This window comes from Pseudoalteromonas aliena SW19, assembly GCF_014905615.1.
Lineage (GTDB): Bacteria > Pseudomonadota > Gammaproteobacteria > Enterobacterales > Alteromonadaceae > Pseudoalteromonas > Pseudoalteromonas aliena.
This window is the reverse complement of the sequence record NZ_AQGU01000024.1, coordinates 1-17,632: the sequence shown is the minus strand read 5'-3', so window position 1 is coordinate 17,632 and position 17,632 is coordinate 1. Positions and strand designations below refer to the sequence as shown.

General features: G+C 36.3%; 8 protein-coding genes and 1 pseudogene. 5 read left to right on the top strand and 4 right to left on the bottom strand.

The features are described 5' to 3' along the window. Positions 1–96: 96 nt before the first annotated feature. Complete coding sequence (locus PALI_RS05100; protein WP_077535876.1) at positions 97–573, top strand: YqhA family protein; 477 nt, start codon at positions 97–99, stop codon at positions 571–573. Positions 574–653: 80 nt separating this feature from the next. On the opposite strand, the pseudogene PALI_RS05095 reads toward PALI_RS05100, so the two are convergent. Next, a pseudogene (locus PALI_RS05095) lies at positions 654–1,616 on the bottom strand (DNA topoisomerase IB). A 93-nt stretch (positions 1,617–1,709) separates the two neighbouring features. Here PALI_RS05095 and PALI_RS05090 point away from each other — a divergent pair. The 4 genes from PALI_RS05090 to lodB all read left to right on the top strand — a co-directional run bounded on the left by PALI_RS05090 (position 1,710) and on the right by lodB (position 9,536). Further along, entirely contained in the window at positions 1,710–3,329 is a 1,620-nt protein-coding gene (locus PALI_RS05090; RefSeq protein WP_193154366.1) for an IS1634 family transposase, read from the top strand. Positions 3,330–3,737: 408 nt separating this feature from the next. Beyond that, positions 3,738–5,918 carry a GAF domain-containing hybrid sensor histidine kinase/response regulator gene (locus PALI_RS05085; RefSeq protein ID WP_193155108.1) on the top strand — a complete coding sequence of 727 codons (2,181 nt, stop codon included), beginning with the start codon at positions 3,738–3,740 and terminating at the stop codon, positions 5,916–5,918. Positions 5,919–6,330: 412 nt separating this feature from the next. After that, a complete protein-coding gene (gene lodA / locus PALI_RS05080) occupies positions 6,331–8,415 on the top strand; it encodes a CTQ-dependent lysine 6-oxidase LodA (RefSeq protein WP_193155107.1) in 2,085 nt (694 codons plus the stop codon). Between the two features lie 5 nt (positions 8,416–8,420). Next, positions 8,421–9,536 (top strand): lysine-epsilon-oxidase maturase LodB, encoded by a 1,116-nt coding sequence (gene lodB / locus PALI_RS05075; RefSeq protein ID WP_193155106.1) that lies wholly within the window; start codon positions 8,421–8,423, stop codon positions 9,534–9,536. A gap of 482 nt (positions 9,537–10,018) precedes the next feature. Here the strand turns inward: lodB and PALI_RS05070 are convergent, their stop codons facing one another. The 3 genes from PALI_RS05070 to PALI_RS05060 all read right to left on the bottom strand — a co-directional run bounded on the left by PALI_RS05070 (position 10,019) and on the right by PALI_RS05060 (position 16,990). Further along, entirely contained in the window at positions 10,019–11,389 is a 1,371-nt protein-coding gene (locus PALI_RS05070; RefSeq protein WP_193155105.1) for a linear amide C-N hydrolase, read from the bottom strand. A gap of 1,204 nt (positions 11,390–12,593) precedes the next feature. Further along, the gene (locus PALI_RS05065) at positions 12,594–13,586 is read right to left on the bottom strand and encodes a fatty acid desaturase (protein ID WP_182702944.1); all 993 of its coding nucleotides are present in this window, start codon (positions 13,584–13,586) and stop codon (positions 12,594–12,596) included. A gap of 143 nt (positions 13,587–13,729) precedes the next feature. After that, entirely contained in the window at positions 13,730–16,990 is a 3,261-nt protein-coding gene (locus PALI_RS05060) for a methyl-accepting chemotaxis protein (protein WP_193155104.1), read from the bottom strand. Positions 16,991–17,632 lie beyond the last annotated feature (642 nt).

Below are 17,632 nucleotides of genomic sequence, written 5' to 3'. Positions count from 1 at the left end.
GGTTACTTATTAAAATCTAAAATTAAAACTCTATAAAGAAAATCTAATTTAAACTATGCTACTCGTAGTCGATATAACCTTATAAATTTGAGTAAAATGGAAAATATATTTCAAACAAGTCGTTTTTTAGTCGTAATAGCCGTTATAACTGCCGCAGTATCCTCTTTATTAGTTTATGTTTCGTGTATTAATATTGTGTTTTACACAGTAAAGGCAACGCTATTAAATCTGCCTGATTCAGCAAAAGGAGGTAAAGCGCTGATTGTAGAATTGCTTAAAATTCTTGATTTACTGCTAATTGGGATTACCTTGCAGGTGATTGCTATTAGCTTATATCGATTGTTTATAACGCCATCTAATTCTCACGAAAGTAAGTTTTTAGCAGCTTTTAATATTAAAGATTTCCATGACTTAAAAATAACCTTAGTACAAGTCACTTCTGTTGTATTAGTAATACTATTCTTAGAACACGCGGTTGAATTTGGCGGTACAATAGAAACCCTTTATTTAGGTGCAGCTATTGCAATTGTTATTGCAGCCTCCACATTTGCATGGCGTTCAATGAAAGAGTGATTTAAGACATGCTGCTTTATAAGCTGTAACTAGCCTTAATGACTATTACAGCTCTACAATATTTTTAAAAATTAAAATATTTATTTAAGAAAAGCTAAAAAGCCTCGTTCATAGCGGCTCAAGTACTTTGTTTTACGCGGTAATTTTAAGCTTTCTCTAAACTGCTGCTGAGCTTCATTATCTTCTTTACATAACTCAATAAGGTTTGGATGAATATATGAATTACGCGCAATTGCTGGGGTATTTCCTAAATTACTCGAAACAACATCTAGCAACTCTTTAAGAGCAACCTTATCATTTGCTTTGTACAGCGTCTCAAACGCTAATACACTGGCTCGCCAAGTTCTAAAGTGCTTTGCACTAAATTGCTCCCCCATAACACGCTGAATAAAATTATTTACCTCTCGTGATGTCACATCCGTGCGTTGAGAGCTATCAACATACTGAAATAAGATCTGTCCAGGTAAATCTTGTAGATCTTCGATAATAGAACTTAATATTTTGTCGGTTATATTTACCTCTCTGACCTTTCCTGACTTCGCTTTATACTTTAAGCGAATGCTTTTTCCCGTTAGCTTTACATGTCGATTACGTAATGTTGTTGCACCAAAGCTATTATTCTTGTTGGCATTTTTTTTCGAACCAATGCGCAGAGCCCCTAGATCCATTAATCTAATAACAGCGGCTAAAGTACGTTCGTAATCGAGTTCATTTCCCTGTAGGCACTCCGCCAGCTTTGCTCTTAATAACGTAAGCTTATTACCAAATAATGCGCATGCTTCAAACTTTTTAAGCTCTTATTGCTCCCTAAACTCGGGATGGTATAGGTACTGTTTTCTTCCTTTTGTGTCGTACCCTGTTGCTAGAATATGCCCATTTTCCTCAGGGCAAAGCCATACATCTTTATAAGCAGGTGGAAATGCCAAGGTATTTAACCTAGTGATTTCTTGTTTTATCGTTATTTTTTTACCTGCTGGATCATAATAAATCCAGCTTTTATCATCTCGCTTTCGGGTTATTCCCGGCAAGTTATCATCAACCAGACATTGATCAGACCAATTTCAAAAATTTCGATTTAATTTAAACGCTTAATTCTCTTTAATTTGATAAAATAACATCTCAACTTTGAGGTGTATATGAATCTAAAAATCAAACGGTTAGACCATCACGGTATTGTTTCAGGTATTATAGAAGACTTAAAAATTGTCAGCCTTTTAGATCAATACTTACCTCAAGACGATAAACAAGAAATCACCCCCGGTGAAGCTGTAAAAGGCATGATCATGAATGGACTCGGTTTTGCCAATCGACCTTTATCACTCAGCCCTCAATTTTTTACTAACTTGCCTCTTGAACATTTATTTCGTGAAGGGGTTCAAGCATCACATTTTAATCGTCACAAACTTGGTAGAACTCTCGATCAATGCTTCGAGTTTGGCTGTGAAAGCTTATTTTCATTAGTCTCCGGACAAGCATGTGAAATAGAGCAAGTTGATAAAACCTTTGAATCACTTGATACAACGAGTCATTCACTGACAGGTGAATATGCTTTTGATGATGGAGATAGTGATGAAAATGTCATTAAAATTACTCATGGCTATAGCAAGGCTCACCGTCCTGATTTAAAACAAGTCGTACAAGAAATCATTGTTAGCCAAGATGGTGGGATCCCGCTTGCATGTAAAAACTGGGATGGTAACAGCGCAGACACCGCTATTTTTAAAGCGCGAAGTAAGGCGCTTGTTGATGAGTTCACAAAAAGCCAAGCTCCTAAATACCTTGTGGCAGACTGTAAACTTTATCATAAAAGTAATGCTGAGTTTTTAACCAAAATTCAATTTCTCACGCTAGTACCTTCAACAATTTCTCTTGAAAAATCCTCTATAAGTACAGCCATAGCAGCCAACCAATGGGTTAATATTGATGATAATTATCAATATGTTATTGAAGAGGTTGATCATATGGGGATAGAGCAAAGATGGATGATTATTTATTCAAAAGCAGCTAATAGCCGAGCACAAAAAAGCATTGTTCGACAAGTTGAGCGAGCACACACAGGCATCAAAAAAGACCTCTTCCATTTACAAGCTCAACGTTTCGCTTGTCAAACTGACGCACAACGCGCATTAGATAAATTAGCGAAAAAGATGAAGCATCATCAAATAGCGACTCAGCAATTTATTAAGCATAAAGTCTATGAAGGTAAAGGGCGACCTAAAAAAGATGCGCCAGTAAAAAATATTGAATGGCAAATCACGGCAGAAATTGAAGAAAACGAAACCGCAATAAAACAGATTGTAGAACAAAAGTCATGCTTCGTATTAGCAACGAATATTGATAAAGAAGCCCTTTCACCAGTAGGTTTACTTAAGCATTACAAAGCACAATCTGAAGTAGAAAAAGGGTTTAGGTTTTTAAAAGACCCCTTGTTTTTTGTTTCATCATTATTTATCAAAAAGCCAAGTAGAATAGATGCTCTGTTGATGGTGATGACACTTTCATTGTTAGTTTATTCAATTGCGCAAAGACGAATGAGAGCGAATATGAAAAAAGAAAAAGCCACGATCGCGAATCAAATCAATAAAGAAATATCTAACCCAACATTACGTTGGGTCTTTCAGTGTTTTGAGGGAATTAATCTACTCCAGCAAGGCGACAAAATCAGCTTGGATGGTTTTGATGAGTTCAGGGAAAAAATAATAAGGCTCATTGGTGGACATGCGTTGAATTTATATAAAATCCAAAAAGTTGCCTAGGGGTCTGATCAATGCCTGATCAACGTAAATTAACTTCATTTCAGCCCTTCAAACATGTAAAAACCGCGTAAGTAATAAAAAGCTAATATCCACGAACCTGTTTAAATCCTACTGCTGCAAATAATAATGACTGTCCAACGTATTAATAAACTTATCTGTAGATATATTTTTGAACTCTTCCTCGAACAATACGATACCCATTAATAAACATTTCTTACTACGTTCTATAACTAAATTACGCACAATTAATTTAAGAAAAAATTAATGAGAAAAGAAGCAAAAATAAGTGATTATAAAAGTATAAAGTGAGCAATTTAATACCTATAACTTTTAGCCTAATTTAAGTAACAAAGTTGCTATTCTTATGTAATAACTCCTATATTAGATGTATAAACACAGGAAGAAACGATGATAAAAGCACAAATCCCTCAAAATGAAGAATCAAGACTACAAGACTTGTATGAGTATGAGATATTAGATACTGAAGCCGAAAAAGTATTTGATGATTTAACTCAACTTGCTTCTGATATTTGTGAAACGCCCATATCGCTTATTAGTTTAGTCGATCCAGAAAGGCAGTGGTTTAAATCAAAATATGGCATAGAGGTAGATGAGACTGAGAGGGATATTGCATTTTGCTCTCATACAATACTTCAAGATCAAGTATTCGAAATTCAAGACGCACTACTTGACGAGCGTTTTCACGATAATCCTCTCGTTATGGGTGAGCCAAACATACGATTTTATGCAGGAACGCCACTGGTTACTCCAAAAGGCAGCACAATTGGGACCTTGTGTGTTATCAGTGACAAGCCAAAAAAACTAAACGCCAGACAAGTTAATGCCTTAACTATACTTGGCAAAGAAGTAATTGCACAACTTGAACTAAGAGCAAACAATAAAAAACTTACTGCCTCACTTGAAAAACAAAAATTATATAATAAAAAGCTAGAAGAACTAAAAAAAGAAGCCGATATAGCGAATACTTTAAAAGGCCAATTTTTGGCTAATATGTCACACGAGCTCAGAACTCCCCTACATGGAATTTTGAATTTAGCTGAATTTGGACTAACTGAGCTAACCAACATAGAGAAAGACAACGCTTTAAAAAGTATATTAAATTCTGCAAATTTATTATCAAGCATTGTTAATGATATTTTAGACTTTTCAAAAATTGAAGCTGGCAAATTAGATATTGAAAATATTAATTTTAACCTCCATGAAATTATTAACGATGCGGTTCAACCTCTGAAAAAACAAGCAAGTGATAAAGGTATTAAGTTTGTTTTAACTGTAGATGAAAATGTCGCTGTTACCTTAAAAGGTGATCCTATTCGGATCTCTCAAATTTTAAATAATCTATGCTCAAATGCAATTAAATTTACCAAACAAGGTTTGGTAAATTTAAAAGTTTGTGTGAAAAAAAACTCAATAAATACACAAGATATTTTATTTGAAGTTATTGATACAGGAATTGGCATTAGCAAAACCGCACAGCGTAATTTGTTTCAAGAATTTCATCAAGCCGATGCATCAACCTCAAGAAGGTACGGCGGCACTGGCCTTGGCTTAGCAATCTGTGCAAAATTAAGTAGCTTAATGAATGGCAAAATTAATTTTACAAGCCAAGAAGGAGAAGGCTCTGTATTTAGCTATCAACAAAATTTTGAAGTTTCTCAAGCATGTGAAATCATAAAACAGAAAAAAGAAATAACAGATTTACAGGGCTGTACGGTGTTAGTCGCAGAGGATAATAAAGTAAATCAAATTATAGTCAGTAAAATGCTACAAGCTCACAATGCTAATATAGTGATCACCGAAAATGGTAAAGAGTGTGTTGACTATTTTTTCGCTAATTCTGTTGATTTAATTTTCATGGATATTCAAATGCCTGAAATGGATGGAGTAGAAGCGACTAAATTAATCAGATCTAAGCAAACAAACACAGTAATTCCTATTATCGCGATGACCGCCAATACAATGAAGCAAGATATTGAGCATTATCTAAACATTGGTATGGATGGTTATTTAATGAAACCATTTGATAAAGAAAAGCTCAATAGCCTTCTCAATGTATATAACCCAAAAAAAACCACTCTCAAAAATTTAGCAGTTAAAATAAGTGATCCTAATATTTCTAGTCAATTAAAACTAAACCAAACCTGTAGAGAATTAAAAAGACTCATCCCAAATGCTAATAGAGTCAGTCTTTGGCTATTTAATAACGACTATACGGCAATAAATTGTTTAATGTGCCTTGATGAAAATGATGAGGTAATTCTGGACATGGTTTTAAAGGCTCAGGACTTTCCTGCGTACTTTAACTATATTTTAAGCAACCAAGTACTTGATGCTTCTGATGCAAAAAATAATGAAATAACAAAAGATTTCACTAAAGTATACTTTGAACCCTGTAATGTGTGTTCCTTACTTGATTATATTTTCTTTATCGACAAAAGGCCATTAGGTGTTGTTTGCTGCGAAAGTGTTGGCTCAAAAGTATCATGGACCCATACAGATAAAGAGTCACTTATTAAAATAGCTGATGTAACAACCTTATTTTTATCCAAGCAGCTTAAACTTTTATAAGACTTATCTATAGCCTGCTTCACCCCAATAAACATAGCGATATAAGGCTCGCAAAGATGACTAATCAAGCAACCTATTTTAAATCTTAATAAGCTTTATAAAAAAGCGCATAAACTCGCTTAACTCACCACTTAAAAAGATAGCTTTCGTAAGCGACATTTACAATAAAGCTGCGCTAACCTCAATCCCATAATACGGCAGTTTAGAGCATTACAAAGGCCCGTGCTTAAACTTGGAAAAATCAAAGCGAAGCTATGTCGTGTAATAAAGTGAAATATGTTTATTTCTACTTTGCTGCTACATTTATTTACTCTGCTGATACTTTTTCAGCCCAATTAGTGAGCTTTGTTAAAATTATTTTTAACAGGTGCTTTGTTATATACAGTAGTTAATGTATCTAAAGGATATAAATATGAACTATTCACTTCACCCTTCTGTTGGTGTGGCTAGACTTGGCAATAGCGAAGGCCAATTTTATTTAGCACCGGATAAAATAGGTGGTTTACCCTTTGAAGCTGATGAATGGGGCAATAAAATCGATAGCCCAGTAAGCAACTTTAAGGATTCCAAAGGACAGATCCGAAGACAAGGGCAGCCGTTTAAAATTATTGACGAAGACAATAACGAGCTCACTTTAACAAATGATAATGTAAAAGCGATCACATGGACTGTGCACATTGCGAATAAAAAAGCGGCTTGGTACGAATTCAATGAATTACAAGGTAATCTACTGTTAGGAGATGATAATAGCTACGATAGTCGCGGCACGCCTTTGCGTAATGCAGCTGAGACCAATCGCCACAGCTTAATTATTGATCCAGGACCAAGAACAATATTCGGCGCAAACGCCAAAGCAACCTTTGATAAAACAGGTGCCCCCAATAACTACCCCGTCAGCTTTCCTCCACCACCCTGCCAAGGGACTGAAATTAAATCTTTGGGTGATATATTAACTGATAATGAAGGCCGTTTAATTGTAATTGGTGGCTACGGTAGTGCAGGCGGTAATGAACCACTAGAGTCATACGGTGGTGCTGATACTTGGCATGATGATACGGCCGATGGCACGGTCTATTGCACCATCACCTTTAACGACGGTAAAGAATTAAAACTATCAGCATGGATAATTATAGGATCGCCCGATTTTGCACCAGAAATTGTAAACATTTCTAATTTGAGTGACACTATGTTTGACGTTGCAATTCGAGAGCAAAACCTATGTTCAGAGATGTATAGCAACGGAGAATTTCAACCGTCTTATCAAGCTAACTATTATCGTGATATTGAACCAATAGTTCAGCGTATTAGCCGCTACCAGTGGGTTTCTAACGTTCAATCAATGTCGGCATTCGTGTCAAATATTTTTGACTTTAAAGATAACTCACAAGAGAACAAAGATAATAGGCAAGCATACTTTAAATATTTCAGAAGGCCGGTCGATCTAGCTACAGTACAACAAACACCACCTTTTGAACAAACCAATCAACAGCTGTTTGAATATGGAGCTGAAGGCCATCTGCCATTAATGCCAATGAATTCAGGCAGTAACTCTGTCAGTAATGCCGAAGATAATATTGTCGATAAGTTTCTAACCTTAACTCAGACTCAATATTTCTTATTAAGCCAATGGGCTAGTGGGAATTTCTCAAATGAAAAACCACCCTCAACCACATCAGCACTAGATAGTTTTGGTGTATTTCAAGCTGACCAAGGCAGTGCTGGTAATTGTGTTGGTTTGCCAATGTGTCCAGGTATTGAAGTCACTTGGAGTTTACAAAATCCGGTAGTTTACGCGGCACCTTATGTTATTAAAGATCAAAGTATGGGCCATGGTTTCCCAAGCGGCTTAACCCCTTCTCGTGATGAATGTGAAGGTGGTGGGTGCCAGCCTGGTGATTTAACCAAACGCATGGCCTGTCCATGGCAGGCTGACTTTTTCAATTGTACGGTTCAAAATGTTAACTTCACTGAGCCAACAATTAATAAAGTCAATGAAGGGACAGAAGAAAACCCGCATATGGTTCCCCTCGCACCAAGTTATTACAGTTACTGGTGGCCACCACAAAGCCCATGGGATGTACTAACAAATCAGTTAGATGATCAATCAGCTACCCATTTACCAGCAGGTCAACAAGTTAACTATGCACGGGGTATTAATAGTTTTGTGCAAATGGTGGAAAATTGGTCTTCACTTGGCTTTATTCGTAATCAAAACGCTCAAGAACCTAATTTTCCGTTCTTTACTGAGACTGAGCGTAACCACCAATTATTCGCTTATAAAGACGTACCCGTATCTGATATTACCGGAAATCCACAAGATGATGGAACCGATATCCCTGTTTTTTACATTCCAGAAGATGTTAAAAGCCATCTCTCATCTGGCTGCTCTAAAGCAAAAGCATTGCTTAAAGGACTAGAAGAGAAAATGTCTAAACCCATTACGGCGAAGCCAGCAGGCAGATCCGTACCACGCAGCGGTACTCGTACAAGACGGTAATTAAGATGATTAATGCACACGAATGTGATGTGCTGGTTGTTGGTGCTGGCCCAGGTGGGGCCAGCACCGCATTAAACTTGCTCAATCACACAGACTTATCAGTAACATTAATAGAAGGGTCTGATCTACAACGACTTCGAATTGGTGAAAGCGTCTCCGCAAGCATGTTTTCGGTATTGGATTATTTACAAGTCCCAAAATCTAGCTTTACTTCTAATTGTTTTACTCCCACACAAGGCAATAGTGCATTTTGGGGCAGTGATAAGTCTGCCAATCGGCACGCTATTTTTGCACCAGATCGAGCAACTTTTCAAGTTAATCGAGAGATATTTGATTTAACACTGCTTGAAAATGTACTAAGCCGTGGCGGCATTGTATTTCCAAGAACTAAAAGCAAAACAGTGACGCAATTAAAAGATGACCGTTACCTTGTTGAAGTTAGTCATCCTGAACGGGGCAAGTTTGAAATAGTTTGTAAATACCTAGTGGATGCTTCTGGACGAAATTCGTCGCTGAGTAAATCTTTAGGTGCATCTGTTACGCAATACGACCGACTAACTGGAGTTGGAGCTTTTTATAAAACAGACACCACATTACTTGAGCAAATTCAGCTTATCGAAAGTGACGAGTTTGGCTGGTGGTATAGTGCAGCCCTATCCGATCGCATTCTTGTTGTTACCTATTTTAGTGACTTCGAGTTAATTTCAAAGATGAAATTAAACCGAAAACAACAATGGCAAAACCACCTCGAAAAGAGTGAGTATATGTCTAGAAGAATAGAAGGTTTACACTTTATTGATGATAACCTATGGATCAGACCTGCGGGAACACACTTTAACCATTTTACGCATATAAAAAACTACTTACCTGTTGGTGATGCTGCCTGTGCTTTTGATCCTATTTCATCAATGGGCCTTGGTTTTGCTATGACCTCAGGTTGCCAAGTGGCAACCATCATAGGCAACTCAACTAGCACTAATGGCTTTAATACAAACAGTCAAACATATCAGCAAGATCTAGCTCGCCAATTTGAGCAATACTTAAATTTAAAGCTGCAGTTTTACAACAAAGAGCAGCGCTGGAGCGATGTCTCATTTTGGGCTAAACGGCAGCAACTATAAGTCAAGTGACTTAGACAATAACTTAAGAGCGGCTGTCGCTGGCCGCTTTTCTGCAGCATAAATGCCAAACATGCGTACCCTTTAGGTTATTTCAGAGACGACTAACTCTTTGTTGCCTTAACGGATGTAGGTAAGGGGCGTGAGCAGGACGCCGAAGCTTTGCTCGGATTTTACTTATTCTTTACAGGGATAGTAAGCCACTAGAGTAACGCAGGAGCCGTTACCAAGCCCACTCGATTACAAACCTCGCGCCGCAATTAAATCGCCCTTGGATTGAACAAATTTCAATCCACAAAGATCAACACGCCCTAGGCCCACTCTATTGCCTCACTGAAAACACCCAGCTAAAACACCTTAAATACAGTTATAATTCAATATTGTATAAAACATTCAGGCAGAATTCGTGCTAAATAGGAATTCAAAAAAAACTATTATTAATTTTAAAATGAAACCTATCTAGCACTTATTTTTCAAATATAAGATTAAGAGTTTTTATTTATTTGGGTTGTTATATCCATAGATTTAATATTTGTGTCTAACTGATGAGTGTAATTTTTTAAACCTTCAAGCTCTAACTCCATCAAATTAATCCTAAACACTTGCGGTGATTGGTACATTCTAACTGAAAATATTTTATTTTTTAAATCAGATACAGTAACCCACTGTGTGAAATCATGGACGTTTTCGCCTTGTGAATCTCGACTTGTTCCCAATGGAATATCGACCGTATTTAATATATGAAAAGCCAGCGTAGTCGCATCTTCTTTTCCTACTTTAATATTGTTGTTTATTGAGGGCACTTCTTTCATTAATTCAGCATCTTTGGCTACATTAGACTTAAAATCATTCGCTTCATCTATTTCATATTGGGACGTGAATTGTGTAACTGGAAATGAAAAATTAGTCATCATTGCCGCTCTCACAAAACGATCCACGGGTGTTGAACTTCCTGGAACACCTGAAAATCCAGTTCCTTGCGCATAGGAATTACACTGAAAATTAGAGGCTGCACTTTCATATGCACTTACACTCGGTGTCGTTGGCTCTCCTTGTTCATTCTGAAAATTAAATGGCATTACATTTACATAGTTATAACGAACATTTTCTTGTTGCCAAGCAATTAAAGGATCATTAGTAAGAACACCGATTGGATTAAGGTCTGTTATGGTTAGCTTCCCTTGAGCATATTCTAAAACAATGCTATTCCCTTCAGCATCATGCACAGGAAAATGAAACTTCATTGCATTTGGAGCTTTAGAAAAAGGACTAACAACTAAAATTTTATCTTTTTTATCTGAGTCGCATTCTTTTAAATCAGATCCACCTTTGTTTAACACCAATTTGTCATAGTCCAATCCATTAATAACATCTTGGCAAGTGCTACAACTTGATAATATCCACGCAGGAAGGCTAGGGTAGTAAATAATATCTTGATTGTTACACGCTTCTGATATTGGATACTGGTACTCACTTTGCGCTAATACCATAGATCCGGTAGTTAAGCCTTCTGTGTTTAATCCGTTAGTGACGATATTCGCAAATGTCTCTTCTACACCTAACGTTTTAGCTATAGCAAGCTCAAACCCATTCATAGCAACAAAGCCATAATCACCAGTCCAAGCAAGAAGGTGTTCATTAATAACATCAATATCGTCGCGAAGAACGAATTGTGCAGAGTCATCCTGTAAATCTGACTGACTCGATGTTAAGGTAATTTGCTTATATATATACTTTTTAGGCCTAAAAAATAGTTCTGATTTTAAATCTGGCCCCAACTCCATTGAGCGGCCTATCACTGGAATACTTTTTTGAAAGTTAGAATTTACGGCTTTAATTGAGAAATCTGTACACATCGTGATTTTCCTTATATTAACTATTAAAATAAAATTTACTGTATTTATATTTTTCAGTAAGATTTAAGTTAACAGCTATTAATACAAAGGCCTATTACAGCTTATTACACAAGATCGGAACACAAAGTTTAAAGCATTGACTTTTCATCTCGCCATGATGTAAATATCAACTTATACCAGTCTCAACACTTTTAAATAAAGTAAAAAATAAAAAAACCTAATAAAGTCAAAGACCAAATTAAGCTTATAAAAACCTTTGGTACTTTTAGGATTAAAACTAAAATAACACCCACATTTGTAAATACTGCTATGAATAAATCTGACAATAATATCTCTTTAATACCAATTCACTTAATTAAGAGGTTTATTTTGAGGTAAGAAAACTTTGTCGATAACAAGACTATATTTCGTTGTTTTTGTTCTATATCAGAAATTTTAACGCAGTTAGCGTCGGGTTAATCCTCAAATTGATTCAGTAACCTGAACTCTGGATAATAAATCTATCTTGAGCAGCTATTTTCAGCGCTAACTGCGTTGAATTTATTTGCAATAGGCCCGCTATTGACGCGTAAATTCGCCTTGTTTTCACTGAAAATCTCTGGCTAGAAAAAATAAATTTAAATATCACCATGATTCAATACGTTAGTAAATCTCTTAACCAGAGTTCAGGTTAAGTATCATTGCGGATTGGTAGGATAAACGCTTTTTTATTATTGTTTTAAGTAATACATAATACTCTCCCCTAAACTGTGCTGTATTAAAAACATTATTTATTCAGCATAAATAGGCGATAACGCAGTATAAATGCCAAACATGCGCTGCCCTTTGGGTTCTTTCTAGGGACGATTAACTCTTTGTTGCTCGGTTTTGACTTAGCCCACTAGGTTACAAACCTCACGCCGCGATTAAATCGCCCCTAGATTGAACAAATTTTAACCCTGAAAGGTCAACAGCCCCTAGGGCGTGCTTTCACTTAAAAACAATAACCAAGTAAGACTGCGATACCGCTCACTACTGTAATAGCATTACAGCAGCGTCAAACTAGCAAGATCTATACTCTATTCACTAACGTCCCTAAGTTTGTTAAGTACTTAGAAATAACTGACGGTAGCGGCTCCATTCTTTAGGTATAGAGGTAGGTACATTTAAAAACAGAGCTTGTTTGCGGCATTTAGTACATTTTTCTAAATGAAACTCTGGTTAATTAATGATTGTATAAGTTTGCATTTTTAATACTTTCAAAATCATTAAAACGCACGTTGTGTTGTTTCATTACTTTAAGCGCTTTTTTACTGAGCATTTGGCGTAGATAAAACGGCTGATTTGGCACAAAATGATGAATAGTATGTGTGTGGCCAAAGTTAAAACAAAATAAATGAAACGGCATAAATAAACGGCTCGTTAGTACATGTGTTTGCTCTAGCATATTATTAACGCCGCCATAGTAATGCATACTTGAAGTAACAAAGTTAAGTGAACTAGAACGAATGATATTAGGTACAATAAGCACGACCATTAAAAATTCAAACACGTTTATAGTACTTAATAACCAACTAGCTGAATTTATTGAAAGTGGCATAAATAAATTAACAATATGGAACACTATTACACTATATAAAATAATAAAGTACGCTGTCGCTATTGGGAATCCTGCATTAAAAACACTCATAAAACTAAAGCCATCAATTTCTTTTTTAAAGCGTTTTTGAGAAATAACCAACCCTAGCAATCCATCAGTAATAACTAAAGCACGTAAAAACGGGTTTTTAATGCCATTGCCAACTAAGCGTTCTTCTAAATCTTGCTGCGTGCCTGATGTTTTATGATGGTGTAAATGCATTTTACGTCTGTACCAAGGACTAATAGTATTTGGCCGCATTAACCATACTGTTAGCATCATAAAATTATGCATGAGTGGTTGATTACTAAAGTATTGTTTATGTATGAGGTCGTGTTCAAGCTCATGAGAGATAGACGCTGCAATTGCAGCAAGTATGATGCACATCCAAGCCGGTATGATGGTTAGATAATATAAAACGCCAACACCTATTAATGCACTCAGTGACAAGAGTAAAATAATTAGCCCTAACGTATTTTGATGAGCTAGTAATGGATGCTTTTGACGAAGCAGTGCTTCTTCCGTTTTAATAGCTTTAACAATTGCTTGAATATTTTGTTTAGCGCTTAACGTGTTCATAAGTAGCAGTCAGTATTTAATTTGTAACGATAGTAACCGAAGCGGTGCTCAGAGCCAAAATATACCTAAAAACACCTGCAAATTTATAATACGAAGACATTTTTTTTCTTTAAACCCTCAGTTAAAATTAACATGCTGAATATTTAAAACGAAAAATATTGTAATAATTTACGCATATCATTTGCCTGATCAGCCATTTGTTTTGCAGCAGCCATTGTCTCCTCCGTAATAGCAGAGCTTTCTTGAATTAAAGCGGTCAAACGCTGTACAACAATATCTACCTCCTTAATAGCCTGTTGCTGAGTACTCGTAGAGTCATTAATTGACATAATCATATAATTTACAGCTTCCACTGCACTAACTATTTGTTTTAATTTTCCGCCCGATGTATTAGCTAAAGTTGTTCCTTGATTTATTTTTTGATTGCTGTTTCCAATTATCCTTTTAATTTGTTTAGCGGATTCTGCACTGCGTCCAGCAAGCTGCCTTACTTCATTTGCGACCACAGCGAAACCGCGACCATGCTCACCTGCACGCGCAGCTTCTACTGCAGCGTTAAGGGCTAATAAATTTGTTTGAAAGGCAATTTCATCAATAACTGAAACAATCTCATTAATGTCTTTACTTGAGTTGTTTACTTCAACAATCGCGCTTACGGTTTGTATTGACAGCTCACCACCTTCAGCCGCCGAAGTTTGTGCTTTACCTGCTAATTTAACTGCTTCAGAGGACTGGCTCGCAATTTGTATAATCTCATCGAGCATGTTCTTACTATTAGCACTGGCTTGCTCTAAGTTTGCAGCTTGCTCTTCCGTTCGTTGGCTGATTTCAACGTTGCTTGAAGCTATTTCAGATGCACTTTGCGAAACTTGATTTGCACTATTTTGAATGCTCATAATAACACTGGTTAATTTTTCTATAGTCTGATTAACGTCTTCTTTTAAAATAGCAAAAACGCCTTTATAATCAGATTGAACTTGCTTATTTAAATTTCCTTGCGCTAACGCACTTAGTACTCCCGTCACTTCGCTGATTGCATCACCAGTAATGGTTAAAGAGCTGTTTACATCACGTTGTAATTGGGCCAATTGCCCTTGCATTGGCGTTTCTAATTGCTGACTAAAGTCACCATTACGCATAGCAGCCATTACCCGTGCAAGCTCTGAAATAATAACACTCAGATTATTTATTGAACTGTTAATATCATATTTTAATGAATCTAATTGACCGTTCATTATGGTATCAATATTTTTATCAAAGCATCCTTGGCTGATCGCTAGCATTGCATTTGATATATCACCCACAGCACTATCTAAACTCATAATAGAATCATTAATATTTTGTTTTAACGTAAGTAACTGACCATTTGCACTACAATCAACATGCTTTTTAAAGTCACCTTGGCTTACTGCCGCCATTACATTACTAATGTCTTTTATTATCAGAGCTAAATTATCAACGCTAGCATTGATATCATTTTTAAGAAACCCTAATTGTCCTTGCATAGGCTGCTCAATACGCTTAGAAAAATCACCATCATGTAACGAGCTCATTATCTCGCTTATACTGTTAATTGCCCCTGACAAACCTTGTACCGAATTATTCACACTTTCTTTCAGTTGTCCCAGTGCTCCTTTTGCGGCTACGGTTACTTGCTGTTTAAAATCACCTTCTTCTATATGCCCCATTACTTCAACTATCTCACCAATGGTGCCATTTAATGATTGTAATGAGCCATTTATGTTCGATTTAAGGGTCGCCAGCTCCCCCTGCATCGGCGTTGCTATTTGACTGCTAAAGTTACCTTGGCTCATATCATCAATAACATGGTTTAATTCTGTCATCGCTTGTTCTAATGAACTCGCGCAGTTATTAGTAGCTTGCTTTAATGATTCAAGTTCACCTTTACATACCACTGTTATCCTATGATTAAATTCTCCTGCAGCCATTTTGTTCATTACAGTATTCGTTTGCGAAATAGAGCTTTGTAATGCCTCTAACAAACTATTAAAAGCGCTTGCTGTTGAGCCTATTTCATCTTTGGAAAGCACAGGGGAGCGTACTGAAAAGTCACCTTGCTGCTCAACATGGCGCATAGTATTAACTAGTAATTGCACTGGTTGAGTTAAAGTCCGAGAAAACAAAATCGCAATAGTTAAAATCGCAGCAATACAAAGTATCAGCGTAATAACGAGTAACATTGTTAGGTGAGATACGGCACCAAAAGCTTCTTGTTTATCAATTTCAGCAAGTAAAGACCATTGAATCCCTAGAATCGAAATTGGTTTATAAGAAGATAATACCAACGATCCATTATAATCTGTGATCACCTGCTGCCCAGCTATACCCTGTAAGGCCTCTTTTGTTGCAATTGTTTTTACAGCTCCTGCTGCAGGGTTACGAAATGAATTAATAACAGAACGATTTTTAGAATCAAGATAAGAGTCAGACCGCATTAAAAAATCAGGCCCAACTAAATAAGTCTCACCGCTTACACCTAAACCAGCACGTTCAGTCATAATTTCATTTAGAGCATCGATAGATAATTGAAAAATTAAGGTGCTTGTATGAATTCCTTGGGTGTAAATAGGTGTAGCAATAAAGCTCGCTGGTGCATCATAGGAAGGAAGATATTGCTGGTAATCCGAAAAAACAACTTCAGTTTCAGCAATATCTTTAGCTTGGTTAAATACTTTAGCTAAATTACTCTTAGAAAAAGGGCCGTTAGTTAAAGATGTAGCAAAATCAGCTTCTTTGTAAACCGAATAAACCACATTACCTGACATATTATCTACAATAAATACATCGTAAAAATCGAATTTTTCTGCAAAATTATATAAAAAAGGATGAAACTTAAGATGCACTAAATTATAGCTATTAGCCATTGAAGATTGATTTAAGCTTGCTTTTTCACCAAGAGGATGAGGATTATCGGCTATATATTGATACTGCCAAAAGAGCGCTTTTTGTGAAAGTTGTGGAAATATCGTTGTAGGTGGTTTTTTTTGCTCGTTCTCAATAATGTACTTCGGATTAAAGCTATTTAAATAAAAATCAGAAAGGTGCTGTTTTTCAGATTCATTTAGGATAAATGAAGATTCAGACTCCTTAAATGTTTCAATAAATTTATTTGCTGCAACCAAAACCTCTGGGCTTTGGGACAAAAACAATAACTGGGACTTTATATCATCAAAATAGCGCTCAATAGCGCTTTTTTTTATTTCACTTACAGCCTCAAGCTGAGCATAAGTTTGCTTGTTTAACGCAGTTGATGAACTAAAAAGAGCAAGGCCAATAACAAGCATTAAAGGGATTAATCCAACGAATAAAAAGGAAAAAATAAGCTTTTTAGTTAACCCAATATTGCGAAACGTATCCCAAATTGAACCGCTAGACAATGTCATAAAATATCCTTATAAAAGATAACTTAGCCTAGTGTAGGACATAATATTTTAAAGCGTGAGCAAACACAGATAATTTTTCGAAATGTTAATACCAATATTACTTCGATATGGAGTCAATTTAACGATGGGAGAATGACGTTATAGGATGATAAATTTTTCAATACTTATGGAGATTGATATTATTCATCCAACTTTACTTTTCTGCAGACGTAAAAAAGCCCGAATCGTTAGATTCAGGCTCTCTATAATTTGAAGTCGGTGCCCTACGCAGTAGAATGTCGTAGTACCCATAGCGGTGGAGAGCTACAGTGCTAATGGGATACTATCTTTGCGTCGGGGCGGGCTCGCCTTCGAGCTGTTTTGTTTCACTACTGAGTTCAGCATGGGTTCTTGGCTATTTATTAAATCCCAGATAGCAAAAAACCCGTCACATTGCTGTAACGGGTTTCTTTAATTTGAAGCCTTGTGATGTCGTAGTGCCTACAGCGGTGGAGAGCCACATAGCAAATGCACACTATCATCGCTCGAAGCTTTGGTTTCACTATTAAGTTCGGTTTGGGCTCTTGGCTATTAGCTAAATCCCAGATAGCAAAAAACCCGTCACATTGCTGTAACGGGTTTCTTTAATTTGAAGCCTGGTAA

Excerpts from the sequence above, each read along its gene's own strand:
- lodB (WP_193155106.1), top strand. The coding sequence starts at position 8,421 with ATGATTAATGCACACGAATGTGATGTGCTGGTTGTTGGTGCTGGCCCA.
- PALI_RS05060 (WP_193155104.1), bottom strand. The coding sequence starts at position 16,990 with ATGACATTGTCTAGCGGTTCAATTTGGGATACGTTTCGCAATATTGGG.
- PALI_RS05100 (WP_077535876.1), top strand. The coding sequence starts at position 97 with ATGGAAAATATATTTCAAACAAGTCGTTTTTTAGTCGTAATAGCCGTT.
- PALI_RS05070 (WP_193155105.1), bottom strand. The coding sequence starts at position 11,389 with ATGTGTACAGATTTCTCAATTAAAGCCGTAAATTCTAACTTTCAAAAA.
- PALI_RS05065 (WP_182702944.1), bottom strand. The coding sequence starts at position 13,586 with ATGAACACGTTAAGCGCTAAACAAAATATTCAAGCAATTGTTAAAGCT.
- PALI_RS05085 (WP_193155108.1), top strand. The coding sequence starts at position 3,738 with ATGATAAAAGCACAAATCCCTCAAAATGAAGAATCAAGACTACAAGAC.
- PALI_RS05090 (WP_193154366.1), top strand. The coding sequence starts at position 1,710 with ATGAATCTAAAAATCAAACGGTTAGACCATCACGGTATTGTTTCAGGT.
- lodA (WP_193155107.1), top strand. The coding sequence starts at position 6,331 with ATGAACTATTCACTTCACCCTTCTGTTGGTGTGGCTAGACTTGGCAAT.